The sequence below is a fragment of the Streptomyces sp. NPDC050085 genome (assembly GCF_044460595.1).
Lineage (GTDB): Bacteria > Actinomycetota > Actinomycetes > Streptomycetales > Streptomycetaceae > Streptomyces.
This window is the reverse complement of sequence record NZ_JBITJZ010000011.1, coordinates 83,565-97,589: the sequence shown is the minus strand read 5'-3', so window position 1 is coordinate 97,589 and position 14,025 is coordinate 83,565. Positions and strand designations below refer to the sequence as shown.

Annotated in this window: 14 protein-coding genes; 9 read left to right on the top strand and 5 right to left on the bottom strand. The window is 72.1% G+C overall.

Going from position 1 to position 14,025, the window contains the following annotated elements; all coding sequences use genetic code 11:
• Positions 1–22: 22 nt before the first annotated feature.
• From sigK to ACIBUY_RS32175, 4 genes are all read left to right on the top strand, one after another.
• The gene (gene sigK / locus ACIBUY_RS32190) at positions 23–580 is read left to right on the top strand and encodes an ECF RNA polymerase sigma factor SigK (RefSeq protein WP_399154478.1); all 558 of its coding nucleotides are present in this window, start codon (positions 23–25) and stop codon (positions 578–580) included.
• Positions 577–1,335 carry an anti-sigma factor domain-containing protein gene (locus tag ACIBUY_RS32185; RefSeq protein ID WP_399154477.1) on the top strand — a complete coding sequence of 253 codons (759 nt, stop codon included), beginning with the start codon at positions 577–579 and terminating at the stop codon, positions 1,333–1,335. Before sigK ends, ACIBUY_RS32185 begins: the two co-directional genes overlap by 4 nt.
• A 126-nt stretch (positions 1,336–1,461) precedes the next feature.
• The gene (locus ACIBUY_RS32180) at positions 1,462–1,731 is read left to right on the top strand and encodes a hypothetical protein (protein WP_365567115.1); all 270 of its coding nucleotides are present in this window, start codon (positions 1,462–1,464) and stop codon (positions 1,729–1,731) included.
• A gap of 313 nt (positions 1,732–2,044) precedes the next feature.
• Positions 2,045–3,733: an amidohydrolase gene (locus tag ACIBUY_RS32175; protein WP_399154476.1), complete on the top strand. Its 1,689-nt coding sequence runs from the start codon at positions 2,045–2,047 to the stop codon at positions 3,731–3,733.
• A gap of 27 nt (positions 3,734–3,760) precedes the next feature.
• On the opposite strand, the gene ACIBUY_RS32170 is transcribed toward ACIBUY_RS32175, so the two are convergent.
• Together ACIBUY_RS32170 and ACIBUY_RS32165 are read right to left on the bottom strand one after the other, a co-directional pair.
• Positions 3,761–4,546 carry an ABC transporter permease gene (locus ACIBUY_RS32170; RefSeq protein WP_365567117.1) on the bottom strand — a complete coding sequence of 262 codons (786 nt, stop codon included), beginning with the start codon at positions 4,544–4,546 and terminating at the stop codon, positions 3,761–3,763.
• Positions 4,543–5,526: an ATP-binding cassette domain-containing protein gene (locus ACIBUY_RS32165; RefSeq protein ID WP_365567118.1), complete on the bottom strand. Its 984-nt coding sequence runs from the start codon at positions 5,524–5,526 to the stop codon at positions 4,543–4,545. Before ACIBUY_RS32165 ends, ACIBUY_RS32170 begins: the two co-directional genes overlap by 4 nt.
• 63 nt (positions 5,527–5,589) lie before the next feature.
• Between ACIBUY_RS32165 and ACIBUY_RS32160 the strand changes: the two genes are divergently transcribed.
• Positions 5,590–6,315: a TetR/AcrR family transcriptional regulator gene (locus tag ACIBUY_RS32160; RefSeq protein WP_365567119.1), complete on the top strand. Its 726-nt coding sequence runs from the start codon at positions 5,590–5,592 to the stop codon at positions 6,313–6,315.
• A 33-nt stretch (positions 6,316–6,348) separates the two neighbouring features.
• Here ACIBUY_RS32160 and ACIBUY_RS32155 read toward each other — a convergent pair whose 3' ends face one another.
• From ACIBUY_RS32155 to hmgA, 3 genes are all read right to left on the bottom strand, one after another.
• Positions 6,349–7,563, bottom strand: coding sequence for a type ISP restriction/modification enzyme (locus ACIBUY_RS32155; RefSeq protein ID WP_399154475.1), 1,215 nt, complete (start codon positions 7,561–7,563; stop codon positions 6,349–6,351).
• A 23-nt stretch (positions 7,564–7,586) separates the two neighbouring features.
• Complete coding sequence (locus tag ACIBUY_RS32150) at positions 7,587–8,336, bottom strand: GntR family transcriptional regulator (RefSeq protein WP_365567121.1); 750 nt, start codon at positions 8,334–8,336, stop codon at positions 7,587–7,589.
• Between the two features lie 249 nt (positions 8,337–8,585).
• Positions 8,586–9,917: a homogentisate 1,2-dioxygenase gene (hmgA, locus tag ACIBUY_RS32145; protein ID WP_365567169.1), complete on the bottom strand. Its 1,332-nt coding sequence runs from the start codon at positions 9,915–9,917 to the stop codon at positions 8,586–8,588.
• Between the two features lie 154 nt (positions 9,918–10,071).
• On the opposite strand from hmgA, the gene ACIBUY_RS32140 reads away from it, so the two are divergent.
• The 4 genes from ACIBUY_RS32140 to ACIBUY_RS32125 all read left to right on the top strand — a co-directional run bounded on the left by ACIBUY_RS32140 (position 10,072) and on the right by ACIBUY_RS32125 (position 13,983).
• A complete protein-coding gene (locus tag ACIBUY_RS32140) occupies positions 10,072–10,590 on the top strand; it encodes a hypothetical protein (protein WP_365567122.1) in 519 nt (172 codons plus the stop codon).
• Positions 10,591–10,595: 5 nt separating this feature from the next.
• Positions 10,596–11,204: a TetR family transcriptional regulator gene (locus tag ACIBUY_RS32135; RefSeq protein WP_399154474.1), complete on the top strand. Its 609-nt coding sequence runs from the start codon at positions 10,596–10,598 to the stop codon at positions 11,202–11,204.
• Between the two features lie 150 nt (positions 11,205–11,354).
• Positions 11,355–12,764 carry a CitMHS family transporter gene (locus ACIBUY_RS32130; RefSeq protein ID WP_399154473.1) on the top strand — a complete coding sequence of 470 codons (1,410 nt, stop codon included), beginning with the start codon at positions 11,355–11,357 and terminating at the stop codon, positions 12,762–12,764.
• A gap of 4 nt (positions 12,765–12,768) precedes the next feature.
• Positions 12,769–13,983 (top strand): MFS transporter, encoded by a 1,215-nt coding sequence (locus ACIBUY_RS32125; protein ID WP_399154472.1) that lies wholly within the window; start codon positions 12,769–12,771, stop codon positions 13,981–13,983.
• Positions 13,984–14,025: the final 42 nt, after the last annotated feature.

Here is a 14,025-nt window from a genome sequence, read left to right as displayed (position 1 = left end):
CCACCTGGCAGAGGGGGACCGCATGGACGTGGTGGACACCGCCGACGCACTGCTCACCCGCGTCGGCCGCGGCGACCAGCGCGCCTTCGAGGAGCTGTACGAACAGGTGTCGGGGCCGGTGTACGGGCTCGTGCGGCGCGTGCTGCGCGACCCGGCGCAGTCCGAGGAGGTGACGCAGGAGGTGCTCCTCGAACTGTGGCGCACCGCCGCCCGCTACGACCCCGCCCGCGGCGGCGCCCTGCCGTGGGTCCTCAGGCTCGCCCACCGAAGGGCCGTCGACCGTGTCCGCAGCGTCCGCGCCGCCTCCGAACGCGACCGGCGGGTCGCCCGCCGCGCGGACACCCCCGCGTTCGACCAGGTCGCCGAGGAGGTCGAGAGCGGACTCGAACGGGACTGGGTGCGCCGCTGCCTCGAGCGCCTCACCGACCTCCAGCGCCAGGCCGTCACCCTCGCCTACTACGACGGCTACACCTACCGCGAGGTCGCCCGCCGCCTGTCCGTGCCGCTCGGCACCGTCAAGACGCGGATGCGCGACGGGCTGCTGCGGCTGCGCTCCTGCCTGGACGGGGCCTCCGCATGAGGTGGCCGGGGCGCGATCCGCACGCACTGGCCGCGCCGTACGCCCTCGACGCCCTCGCCCCGCGTGAACTCGCCCGCTACGAACGGCATCTGGCCCGCTGCCCCCGCTGCACCGCCGAGGTTCGGGCTCACGCCGCCGACGCCCTCCGGCTCGCCCGCGCCACCGCCGCCCCGGCGCCCGCGGGCCTGCGCGAGCGCGTCCTGACCGCCGTGCGCACTCTGGAACAGGAACCGGCGCCCACGGCCGCGACGCCCGTCACCGCACGCGACGGAGCACGGCCGCGCCGCCGCCCGCTGCTGGTACCGCTCGCCGCGGGCGCCGCCGTCCTCGCGCTCGTCGCGGCCGTGCTCCTGGGCGTGGAGCTGACTCGCACTCAGGACCGGCTCGACGCACAGAGGTCCGAGGCACGTGAGATCGCCCACGTTCTGGCCGCCCCCGACGCCCGCGCGGCCCGTGACACGGGCCTGTCCGTCGTCGCCTCGCCCGCCCTGCACAGCGCGGTGATCACCGTCACGGACCTGACCGCGCCCCCGCCGGGCAAGGAGCACCAACTCTGGGTGATGTCCGCCTCCGCGCCCCCGCGCTCCCTCGGCGTGCTGCCCGACCAGGGGCCCGACACGCCGTTGCTCGCCTCCGGCTTGACGCCGGGCGCGTCCTCACTGGCTGTCACGACCGAGCCGGACGGCGGCTCCGCGCGCCCCACAGGTGACCCACTTGTCCAACTCGCCCTGGAATCAGTCGGATTCGGAGAGTAATCAACACGACCGCGTCAACACCCTTATGAGGGAGGTGAATCCTGCGACCGGGATACACGAGTGTCACGCGGGGGCGATAGGGTTAACCTGCCCGGGCCGGGTGCCCTCGTATGGGTGGGGAGTGACATGGAACAGATAACAGTGCGCAGCAGGCCTCGTGTGCCTGCGATCACCTGCGGGAGCAGCGCGACCAGTTCGCGGCTCGACCGCCATCTCTCGGTGCTCGGCGGCCCTGCCGTCCCGCAGCGCGAGGCGGCCGAGGCGACGACGCTGATGCGTGAGCTGACCGCGCGTGACACCGCGCACGACCGCGGCGACAGTGCCGCGCGGGTGCGCAGGGTCTCGCTCTTCGCGCCACTGCGGCGACTGCGCCGCACGCTGTTCGGCGGCCGCTGACCGGCCGCCCGATCAGCAGGGCTCAGGCCCGCATCCGACCCCCGCGCCGTCCGGCGTACCGCTGCGCATCAACGCGACCGTCATCCCCACGGCATGCGGCGGGCGCCCCGGCGGGGGAGTCGGGTGCGGGCCTTTCCCGTGTCTGCCGTGGGGTGTCGTAACACCGTTGTCATGCAAGGCTGTTGACGGAGCAACTTCCGGGGGCCAAGGTGTCGGCTGATGATCGTCGATGGCCGATACAGCTACACCCACCTCACCCCCGGAGGTACGCGTGTGTGACCTGCACGACCAGCACGAGCACCACACTGCGCTGATGGCGTCAGGGCCTCGGCTCAGCAGGCGCCGCATCATGCAGCTGCTCGGCGCGGCCGGAGTGACCGCCGCCGCCATGACCGCCGAGGCCGACCCGGCGATGGCCGCGGCCGACGACGCGACGCCCGCCGCGTACGAAGCCCCCGAAGGGCTCGCGAAGGACAGCCCCGCCAAGTCCGCCGCCCTGGCCTGGATCACCACGAACACCTCCCGGATCACCGGCCTCAACGCGGAGATCTGGGAGAACGCGGAGCTGTCGCTGCGCGAGTGGAAGTCGTCGATCGCCGAGGCGGAGTTCCTCGAACGCGCGGGATTCGACGTGCAGTTCGGCACGGCCGGCTTCCCGACCGCGTTCACCGCGACCTTCTCGTACGGCAGCGGCGGCCCGGTCCTCGGCTTCAGCGGCGAGTACGACGCACTGCCCGGCCTCTCCCAGAACAAGGGCGTCGGACACCACGACCCGCGCGAGTACGTCCACGACCCCTTCGCCCCGAGCTACGGCCCGGGCCACGGCTGCGGCCACAGCGCACTCGGCACGGCGGCGGCAGCCGCGGCCGCCGCCGTCGCGCAGGCGGCGAAGAAGCACAAGCTGCCGGTCACGGTGAAGTTCTTCGGCTCGACGGCCGAGGAGACCCTGATCGGCAAGACGTACGCGGTGAGCCAGGGGGTGTACGAGGGTCTCGACGCGTTCCTCGACTGGCACCCCTCCACGGCCAACGCCACCGGCTGGGGCTCGACGACCGCGATGACCGCCGTGACCTTCACCTTCCTCGGTGTCGCGGGCCACGGCGGCACGCCGCTCGGCAACAAGTCGGCGCTCGACGCGGCCGTGATGATGGCGACCATGTCGGAGTTCCTGCGGGAGGAGAACCTCGCGCCCTCCGGCCGTCTGCACTGGGTCATCAACAACGGCGGCGACATACCGAACGTGACGCCGGAGATCGCCGAGATCTCGTACTACGTACGCGAAGGCAGCCCGGCCCGCGTCCAGGTCCTCCTCGACAAGGTCGTCGCCGTCTCCGAGGCCGCCGCCAAGGCCTCGCAGACCAGCGTCCGGCACCGGATCACCTCCGCGTGCTGGAACCAGCTGCCGTCGAAGTCCTTCGCCGAACTGCTGCACGAGAACATGCGGCAGATCGGCCCGCCCGAATTCCCGGCCGCCGCGCACCAGTTGGCCAAGGAGCTGCAGGAGTCGCTCGGGCTCCCGCAGCAGGGCATGCACGACAAGATCGGTGACCTGACCCCGCCCAACCCGGCGTTCCTGGGCGGCGGTTCGACCGACGTCGCCGACATCAGCTGGAACGTGCCGACGGTGTCGATGGGCGCCGCGCTCGCCCCGATCGGTACGAAGATGCACACCTGGTCCACCGCGTCCTGCGCGGCGGCCGCGCCGGGGCAGGCCGCGGTGGTGGCCGCCGCCCGGTACCTGGCGGCGACGGCGGTCGACCTGATCACCCAGCCGGAGCGGCTCAAGGCGATCAAGGACGAGTTCGCGCGGCGGACCAAGGGCGTCGCGTGGAAGACGGCGCTGCCGCAGGGCTATGAGCCGCCGATGTACGAGCCGCCGGCCTGGTTCCTGAAGAAGACCGGGCAGAAGTGGCCGCCGAGCAACATCACGTGGCCGCCGCAGCGGGTCGTGTCGAAGGAGAAGTTCTCGTCGCTGGGGCCCGAACTGGCGCCCCAGACCTGAGGAGTTGACTCCCCGCTCACCGTTCGCTCACCGTTCGCCGCGCGTGTAGCGGCGGACGGCGAGCGGCACGCACAGCGCGAGCAGCACCGCGCACCAGGCCAGCGAACCGGCCACCGGATGCGTCACCGGCCAGGACGCGCCGTGCGGCACCGGTGCGTTGCCGAAGAGGTCCCGAACTGCCGTGCACACGGCGCTGATCGGGTTCCACTCGGCGAGCGTGCGCACCCAGCCGGGCATGCCGTCGGTGGGGATGTACGCGTTCGACAGCAGCGGCAGCATGAACGTCGCGCCGCCCAACTGGCCCGCCGCCTCCTCGCTCTGCGACGTGAGGCCGAGCAGGATGCCGACCCAGGTCGTCGCGAACCGGAAGAGCAGCAGCAGCCCGAACGCGGCCAGCGCGCCCGGCACCCCGCCCTCGATCCGCCACCCCATCGCGAGCCCCACCAGGACCAGCGGCACCAGGCCCACCGCCGTCGTCACCAGATCGGCGGCGGCCTGCCCGAGCGGCACCGCGGCCCGGCTCATCGGCAGCGTGCGGAAGCGGTCCATGACGCCCCGGTGCGCGTCCTGCGCCGAGGTGAACATGCCCGTCATGATCCCGTTGGCCGCCGTCGCCACCAGCATTCCGGGCACCAGGAACGCCCGGTAGTCGGTGCCCGGCATGGCGAGGGCGCTGCCGAAGACGTACCCGAAGAACAGCAGGAACACGATCGGCATGGTCTGCGTCATGATCAGGATCGCCGGCGCGTGCCGTACGCGCTGGAGGTGGCGGCCCAGCATGGCCGTGCCGTCGTACAGGATCGCGGTGCTCATGCGGCGACCTCCTTGGTCTCGGACTCGGTCTCGGGGGTGGTCAGGGTGAGGCGAAGGAAGACCTCGTCCAGCGTCGGCGGGCGCAGCGTGGCGTCCAGCAACGGGACGCCGGACGCGTCGAGTTCGCGTACGACACGGGGCAGCGTGAGGGCCGGATCGAGCACGACCGCACCGACCGTGCGCCCTTCGGCGTCCAACTGGGGCCGGGCGCCGGTGAGTTGGTCGAGGACGACGGCCGCCGCGTGCAACGCCTGCTCGCCCGCGTCGTCGGGGAGCACGACCTCCGCGTAGTGCCCGATCTGCGCCTTGAGGGCGGCGGGTGTGCCCGAGTGGGCGGCGCGGCCCTCGTCGATCAGCACGATCTCGTCGGCGAGCTGATCGGCCTCCTCCAGGTACTGCGTGGTCAGCAGCACGGTCGTGCCCGCCTGTGCGAGCTCGCGGACCGCGGCCCAGATGTCGTTGCGGCTGTGCGGGTCGAGACCGGTCGTCGGCTCGTCCAGGAAGAGGACGGCGGGCCGGGTGATCAGGCTCGCCGCGAGGTCGAGGCGGCGGCGCATCCCGCCGGAGTAGGTGCGGGCAGGCCGGTCGGCGGCGTCGGCGAGGTCGAACTGCTCGATCAGTTCGTCGGCGCGGGAGCGGGGCGCGCGCAGCAGCCGGGCGAACAGGCGCAGGTTCTCGGCGCCGGTCAGCTCCCCGTCGACCGATGCGTACTGGCCCGTGACCCCGATGTGGCGGCGGACCGCGTCCGGGTCGCTCGCGATGTCGTGCCCCGCGACACGCGCGGTGCCCGCGTCCGGTCGCAGCAGCGTCGTGAGCAGCCGGACCGCGGTCGTCTTGCCCGCCCCGTTGCGCCCGAGCAGCCCGCACACCGTGCCCTCACGCACGGCCAGATCGAGACCGCGTACGGCGTGCACGGCCTTCGCGCCGGAGCCGAAGCGCTTCTCCAGACCCTCACTAAGTACAGCGTACGTAGAAGTCATGGCCTCACCATAGCGCACTACGTACGGCGTACGTAACTACGATGGAGCGCGAGGTGATGATGAATGGCGGTCCGACCGGCCGTACCCGAAGTGATCTGGGCGCGCCCCGAGCGCACCGGACGTGGCCCGCGGCCCGCGCACAGCAGGGCCGACATCGCGGCCGCGGCCGTGCAGGTGGCCGACGCGGAGGGCATCGACGCGGTGTCCATGCGGAAGATCGCCGCGGAGCTCGGCATGGGCACGATGTCGCTCTACAACTACGTGCCGCGCAAGGAGGACCTGTACGAGCTGATGGTCGACGCCGTCAGCGCCGAGTACGACTACCCGGAGCCCTCCGGGGACTGGCGCGAGGACGTCCTCGGCCTCGCCCGCCAGGCCCGCGCCCTGATGCACCGGCACCCGTGGATGCCGCGCCTGATGTCACCGGTGTACGGGTTCAGCCCGAACGCGCTGCGGTACCTCGAGTACTGCCTGGCCTGCCTGGACCCGCTGGACCTGCCGTACGGCACGAAGATGGAGCTCATCGCGTCGGTGACGAGCGTGGTGACGACGTACGTCGCCAACGAGATCGCCACCGCCGAGCGGACCAGGTCCCTGCCGTGGAGCGAGGAGCAGGAACAGGCCGTGCGGATCGGGTACTTGGGCTCGCAGGTGGCGTCGGGCAAGTATCCGCGGCTGGCGGCGGCGTTCTCCGAGGACTCGGGTCCGATCGATCTGGAGGCGGTGTTCGAGCGGGCGCTCAGCCGGACACTGGAGGGGTTCGCCACTTCCAGCCCCTCCGGCGATTGAGGAGCGGAGCCCTGTGACCTGGCGCCGATGCCGCTAGAGAAAGGCGAACTGGCCTCCAGGTCCTTCCTCCGGGTGGTCAAGCACGGACGCCGGCCGACGTGAACCCACCGGCACCGGCAGAACGCGGGCCCGCCGCAGCTCGCCCGGGGTGATCAAGTCGCCGAGGTCATCCCGCAAGTCCCGTTGCAGCGGCTCCAGTTCGGCCAACAGGGCCAGGACGGTGACGAGCTCGAGGAGCTCGGAGGTCCATGGCTGGGGCCATGTCGCCGGTCGCACCGCGGCGAGCGTGCCCGGCTGGGCCGGAGCCGTGCGGCGGGCGAACCACTGCTCCAGGACGCGGACCCCGCTGACGTGGAAGTCCCAGGCCGCGGCCGGGACCGGCGAGATGCGGCCGTCGCCCACGAGCAGGGCCTCCTCCTCGCGGTCGTAGAGCAGCTCGACGGGGCGGGCCGGGAGCGGTGCGCGGACGTAGGGGCGGCGGCCGCCGGGCAGCTTCGGACGGTCGGTGCCCTCGCCGCGGCGGTGCAACCACAGGGCGCGGCGCCCGAGTTCGACCCCGCGCACCCAGACGTCCCGCTCCAGCGGCAGCGGCACCCGGCACTCCTTGGCATCCCGCACCGCCGTCGCCAGCACCCAGGCCAACAGGTCCTCCGGGCGCACCTCCTGCTCGTACGTGCCGGAGAGGTGTGTGAGCAGACCCGGGGCGACGTTGGGCTCGGCGCCGCCGGGGCGCCGGTACAGCGGGCGGATCCGGCCCGGGCGCCCGGCGGGGGAGCGGCCCTCGGGAAGTACGGCGCAGGCCAGCAGCGCGGGCCCGCCGGCGCCCGGCACATGGCCCTGCTCCACGACGAAGAGCTGGTGCTCGTCCGCCACCCGCCACAACTCGGGCCGGGCCGCGTCGATCAGCCGCTGGTCGGGGATGAGCCACTGCTCGTCGAACGGCCCGTGCAGCACCCGCACCGGCTCCGGGCACGCTCCCTCGGCGTGCGCCAGCGGCTCGGTTCCCGTGCGCTGTCCGGGCAGTTGGGCCGCGGCCGTGTGCACGGTGCGGGTGCGGGAGGGTTCGAGCAGCGCCTCCCGGCCCTCCTCGGGGGCGCGGACGAAGGCGTTCCAACGGGCCTTGAGCGAGGCGGAGTCCGGCGCGAGCGGCCAACTCCGGCCCAGGCGCAGGGGCGCCACGGACCACGGCATGAGGTCCGAGAGCGGCATGGCGTCGTCGAGCGGCCCGTCGTTCGTCACGCCCGGCATGGTACGACGCCGGGCACGGGCCCTCAGTCGGCGTCCAGGGTCACCGTGAACGAGAAGCGGTCCCCGCGGTAGTGGATGACCGCCACGTCGAGGACCCGGCCCTCCTCGTCGTACGTGATGCCCGTGTAGTGCAGGATCGGGCTGAGCAGCGGCACTTCGAGCAGCCTGGCCGTCTCCGGGTCCGCGAGACGGGCCTGCACCGAGTCCGTGATCCGGCTGATGCGCACGCCCACCACGTCGCGCAGCACCTTCGTCATCGGCCAGCGCTCCAGGTCCGCCGGGTCGACCCGCTCGCCCAGTTCGGGCCGGAGGTAGTTGCGGGCGTGGTTCGTCGGCTCGCCGGTCTTCTCGTCGCTGCGCAGCCGGTGGTACGCCGCCACGGACCCGGTCCCCGGGAAGTGCTCCGCGTACGCCACCGGCACCGGGGCCGGCCCGTGCTCGAGCAGCCGCGTCGTCATCCCGGACTGCTGCGCCACGATCGCGTCGACCGAGCCCAGCAGCCGCACGGGCGCGCCCTGTTGGGCCGCCGGCTCGATGAACGTGCCGCGCCTGCGGTGCCGCGTGATGAGCCCCTCGTCCTCCAGCTCCTTCAGCGCCTGCCGCATCGTGAGCACGGACACCCCGTAGTGCCCCGCGAGCTGTTCCTCGGTGGGCAGGCGGAGGGGGTCCTGCGGTGACCTGCCGAGTATCGAGGCGCGCAAGGACTGCGACACCTGATACCAGAGCGGCAACTTGCGGTTCAGGACGATCGAGTCCGGGGCGAATGACGTCACGGGGTTATCCGTATCTGTCGCGGGCGTTCTGTGCAATGCGGTCCGGGGCGGTGGCGCCTTCTCGTCTGCGGGGCTGATGGTTCGTGTCTCGTTCGCGGGTGCGGCCCGGTGGTCCTGCTTCGCGCAGTTCCCCGCGCCCCTGAAGCACGCGCTGCGCGCGGCTTCCCCAGGGGCGCGGGGAACTGCGCGAGAAGCCCCACGGCCGGTACTCGCCCACGAACCATCAGCCCCGCAGACGAGAAGGCGGGCCTACCGCCCGAAGTGACGCTCCAGGCCGCTCCAGACCCCGTCGTAGCCGCGCTGCAAGTGCCCCGCCCCGGCCGCCTGCGGCGCAACCGTGATCGGCCACCGCGTCTCGAACATGAACGCCAGCCCGTCATCGACCCGTTGAGGACGGAGTTCCGCCGCGCTCGCCCGGTCGAACGTCTCCCGGTCGGGCCCGTGCGCCGACATCATGTTGTGCAGCGAGCCGCCACCCGGCACGAAGCCCCCCTTTCCAGCGGTCTTGGCGTCGTAGGCCCCCTCGATCAGGCCCATGTACTCGCTCATCACGTTCCGGTGGAAGTACGGCGGCCGGAACGTGTCCTCGCCCACCAGCCAGCGCGGCGCGAACACGACGAAGTCCACGCCCGCGAGGCCGGGGGTGTCCGACGGCGACGTCAGGACCGTGAAGATCGACGGGTCCGGGTGGTCGTAGGAGATCGTGCCGATGACGTTGAAGCGGCGCAGGTCGTACACGTACGGGACGTGGTTGCCGTGCCAGGCGACGACGTCGAGCGGAGAGTGGTCGTAGGTGGCCGTCCAGAGGTTGCCGCAGAACTTGTTCACCACCTCGACCGGGCCCGCCGCGTCCCCGTCGTCCTCGTACGCGGCGACGGGGGCGCGGAAGTCCCGTACGTTCGCAAGGCCGTTGGCGCCGATCGGGCCGAGGTCCGGGAGGCGGAACGGGGCGCCGTAGTTCTCGCAGACGTACCCGCGGGCGCTCTCGTCGAGCAGTTCGACGCGGAAGCGGACGCCGCGGGGGATCAGCGCGACCTCGCCGGGTTCGGCCGCGAGCACCCCGAACTCCGTACGCAGCAGCAGACCGCCCTGCTCGGGCACGACGAGGAGTTCGCCGTCGGCGTCGCTGAACACCCGGTCCGTCATGTCGGAGTTGGCGTGGTAGAGGTGCACGGCCATGCCGGTGCGCTGTGTCGCGTCCCCGTTCCCGCCGAGGGTCCACAGGCCGGCCAGCCAGTCCGTGCCGGGCGCGGGCTCGGGCAGCGGGTCCCAGCGGCGGCGGTTGGGGTCGGGGACGGCTTCGGTGAAGGGGGCCGTGCGCACTGCCCCGTTGTCCACGCGCGTGAACTCCGGGTGCGCGGCCGAGGGGCGGATGCGGTACAGCCACGATCGGCGGTTGTGCGCGCGGGGCTCGGTGAACGCGGTGCCGCTGAGCTGCTCCGCGTACAGGCCGAGCGGGGCGCGCTGCGGCGAGTTGCGCCCCTCCGGAAGGGCGCCGGGCACCGCCTGCGAACTGTGCTCGTTGCCGAAGCCCGACAGGTAGGTCAGACCCATGGCCGCCTTGCGTGCGTCCCCGCTCATCATCGCTCCCTCGCCCTGCATCTCTATTCCTATGCTCAACCGTAGGATTCGGTGGCGCGCGGCGCAAGAGGTCCCTCCCCGGAGGGGCGTCGTCCCCCAGGACTCCTCCCCGAGACGGATCCGGGAACGTGAGGGTTCCTCTACTGTCCCGAGCATGCCCAGGACACCGAGGACGCCGCGCACCCGCGCCGCCGCAGCCCTCCTGGCCTGCGCCCTGCTCACGGGCCTCGCCGGGTGCGGGGACGACGACGGCCCGCGCCACGTCGGCAAGGTCCTCGAGCACACCGACGACGAGGGCCGCCACTACCGGCAGATCTCCGACAAGAACGCCCCGGAGGTGGAGCTCGTCGTCAAGGCCGACGAGAACCCGGCCGACGGCTGGGACGTCCGCGTCCGGGTCCGCCACTTCCGCCTCAGCCCCGCGGGCACCCCCGAGACCGCCGTGCGCGGCCGCGGCACGATCCAGCTCTACCTGGACGACAAGCTCCTGGCCCGGCTGCGCGTCGTCGACTACCGGCTGCCCGGAGCCCGCGTCAGCCGCGGCACCCACCACCTCACCGCCCGCCTCTACGCGGACGACCACACGGTCTGGGCGGTCGACGGCAAACCGGTCGAGGCCACCGCCGACCTCACCGCCTCCGGAGCCGAAACGGCACCCCCAGGCCTAGGGTGACCCACATGCCCCACCCAACGTCCCTGCGTCGCGCCCCCGTTCAGCAGCGCAGCGCCGAGCGTCTGACGCGGATACTCGACGCCTGCGCCCAGCTCCTCGACGAAGGGGGCTACGACGGGCTCAGCACCCGCGCCGTCGCCACCCGCGCCGACGTCCCCATCGGCTCCGTCTACCGCTTCTTCAGCAACAAGCGCGCCCTGGTCGACGCCCTCGCCCAGCGCAACCTGGAGAGCTACGCCGAGCGCGTCGCCGCGCGGCTCGGGGGCATCGCCACGGACGACTGGCGCGGCGCGATGGACGCCATCCTCGACGAGTACCTCGCCATGAAGCGGACCGCGCCCGGCTTCTCCCTCGTCGACTTCGGCACGCAGATCCCCGTCGGCGACCCCGAGTCCGACCCCAACCACCGCGTCGCCGACACCCTCACCGACCTCCTCGCCCCGCACCTGGGCCGCACCCCCGACGCCGCCCTGCGCCGCACCTTCCTCGTCGCCGTCGAGACAGCGGACGCGCTGGTCCGCCTCGCCTTCCGGCTCGATCCGACGGGTGACGAGGCGATCATCGCGGAGACCCGGGAGCTGCTGCGGGCCTACCTGGCGCGCGTCCTCGACTGACCCCGATCACCATGCCAGGGCTGTGACCTGGAGTTTTGCGCTTATTGCTCACACGTCAACATCTTGTTAACGCAAATGAACGGGCCCTAACGTCTCGCTGACCGCCACCCCCGGGCGGGAGTTCAACGGCGAACGTAGGGACCCCACCACATGCTGACAATCCTCGGATTCGTCATGATCGCCACCTTCCTGGTGCTGATCATGATGAAGAAGGTGTCGCCGATCGCGGCGCTCGTGCTCATCCCCGCGCTCTTCTGCGTCCTCGTGGGCAAGGGCGCACACCTGGGTGACTACGTCATCGCCGGCATCGGCGACCTGGCGCCCACCGCGGCGATGCTGATGTTCGCGATCGTCTACTTCGGCGTGATGATCGACGTGGGTCTCTTCGACCCGATCGTGCGCGGCATCCTCAAGTTCGCCAAGGCGGACCCGGTGCGCATCGTCGTCGGCACCGCGGTGCTCGCCGCGATCGTCTCCCTCGACGGCGACGGCTCCACCACCTTCATGATCACCGTCTCGGCGATGTACCCGCTGTACAAGCGCCTGAAGATGAGCCTCGTCGTGATGACCGGTGTCGCCGCGACCGCCAACGGCGTCATGAACACCCTGCCCTGGGGCGGCCCGACGGCCCGCGCGGCCACGGCCCTCAAGCTGGACGCCAGCGACATCTTCGTCCCGATGATCCCGGCGCTCGCCGTCGGACTCGTCTTCGTCGTCCTGCTCGCCTACGTCCTCGGGCGCCGCGAGCGCAAGCGGCTCGGGTACCTGTCCCTGGACGACGTCACCGTCACCGAGACGGTCGAGGAGAAGGTCCTGGTCGGCGCGGGTGGCGGCAGCGGGAAGGACGGCAAGGCGGCCACCGGTGGTGGTGACCACACCCCCTCCTCGTACGAGGACGAGGACGAGGACGGCGAGACCTTCTCCGGGCTCGACCCGCACCGCGCCACCCTGCGCCCCAGGCTCTACTGGTTCAACGCGCTCCTGACGGTCACCCTCCTCACCGCCATGATCATGGAGTGGCTGCCGATCCCGGTCCTGTTCATCCTGGCCGCGGCGCTCGCCCTCACCGTCAACTACCCGCACATGCCCGACCAGAAGGCCCGTATCGCCGCCCACGCGGAGAACGTCCTCAACGTCTCCGGCATGGTCTTCGCCGCCGCCGTCTTCACCGGCGTCCTCCAGGGCACCGGCATGGTCGACCACATGGCCAAGTGGGTCGTCGGCGGCATCCCCGACTGGATGGGCCCGCACATGGCCCTCGTCACCGGCGTGCTCTCCATCCCGTTCACGTACTTCATGTCGAACGACGGCTTCTACTTCGGCATCCTGCCGGTCCTGTCCGAGGCGGGCGCCGCGCACGGCGTCTCCTCCCTGGAGATCGCCCGCGCCTCGCTCGTCGGCCAGCCGCTGCACATGTCGAGCCCGCTGGTGCCCGCCGTGTACGTCCTCGTCGGCATGGCCAAGGTCGAGTTCGGCGACCACACCAGGTTCACCGTGAAGTGGGCCGCGCTGACCGCCCTGGTCGTCCTCGGTGCCGGCCTGCTCTTCGGAATCCTGTGACCGCGTGAGCCGTACCTGGTTGCTGCGCCTCGTCATCGCCTTCAGCTTCGCGCAAGCGGCGGTGTCGATGGCGCGGCCCGCCGTTTCCTACCGGGCGCTCGCGCTCGGCGCCGACGAGCGCGCGGTCGGCGTCATCGCGGGCGTCTACGCCCTGCTGCCGCTGTTCGCCGCCGTCCCGCTCGGGCGGCGTACCGATCACGGGCGCTGCGCCCCGCTGCTCCCGGTCGGCGTCGTCCTCATCTCCGGCGGCTGCGCCCTGAGCGGCCTCGCGAACTCCCTTGCGGCGATGGCCGCTTGGAGCGGAGTGATGGGCCTCGGCCACCTCTGCTTCGTCATCGGCGCCCAGTCGATCGTGGCCCGCCAGTCCGCGCCCGACGAACAGGACCGCAACTTCGGCCACTTCACCATCGGTGCCTCCCTCGGCCAGCTCATCGGCCCGATCGCCGCGGGCGCCGTGATCGGCGGCCCCGACATGGCGGGCACGAGCGCACTCGCCCTGCTGGTCTCGGCGGGCGTGTGCGCGGTCGCCCTCACGTCGCTGTGGCGCATCGAATTCCTTCGTACGGAGGCGAGTTCGCGTACGAAGGAGAAGGCGGCCCGCGTCCCTGTGCAGCGCATCCTGCGCACCCGCGGCGTCCCCGGCGGCATCTTCATCAGCCTCGCCGTCCTGTCGGCCACCGACATCCTCACCGCCTACCTGCCCGTCGTCGGCGAGCACCGCGGGATCGCCCCGTCCGTCGTCGGCGTCCTGCTGAGCCTGCGCGCGGGCGCCACGATCGCGTGCCGTCTCGTGATGACCCCGCTGATCGACTGGCTCGGCCGGGCCGCCCTCATCGCCGCCACCTGTCTGCTCGCCGCCGTGCTCTGCGCGGGCATCGCCCTGCCCGTCCCCGTGTGGGCACTTGGCGTCATGCTCGTGCTGCTCGGGTTCTGCCTCGGCGTCGGGCAGCCGCTGTCCATGACGACGGTCGTGCAGGCCGCCCCGCCCGATGCCCGCTCCACCGCCCTCGCCCTGCGGCTGACCGGAAACCGGCTCGGGCAGGTCGCCGCGCCCGCCTCCGCGGGCCTGGTCGCGGGCGTGGCCGGGACGGCGGCGCCCTTCGTCATGCTCGGTGGACTGCTGCTGGTCGCGGCCGGGTTGGGGGTGCGTGGTGGCGGGGGTCGGACAGGTCGCACCCGCGCCACGGGGAACACATTGAGGCCGCCGGTACGCCGTTGACACACTCCCTCGATCACCGGCACCGGCACCGGCACAGGTACC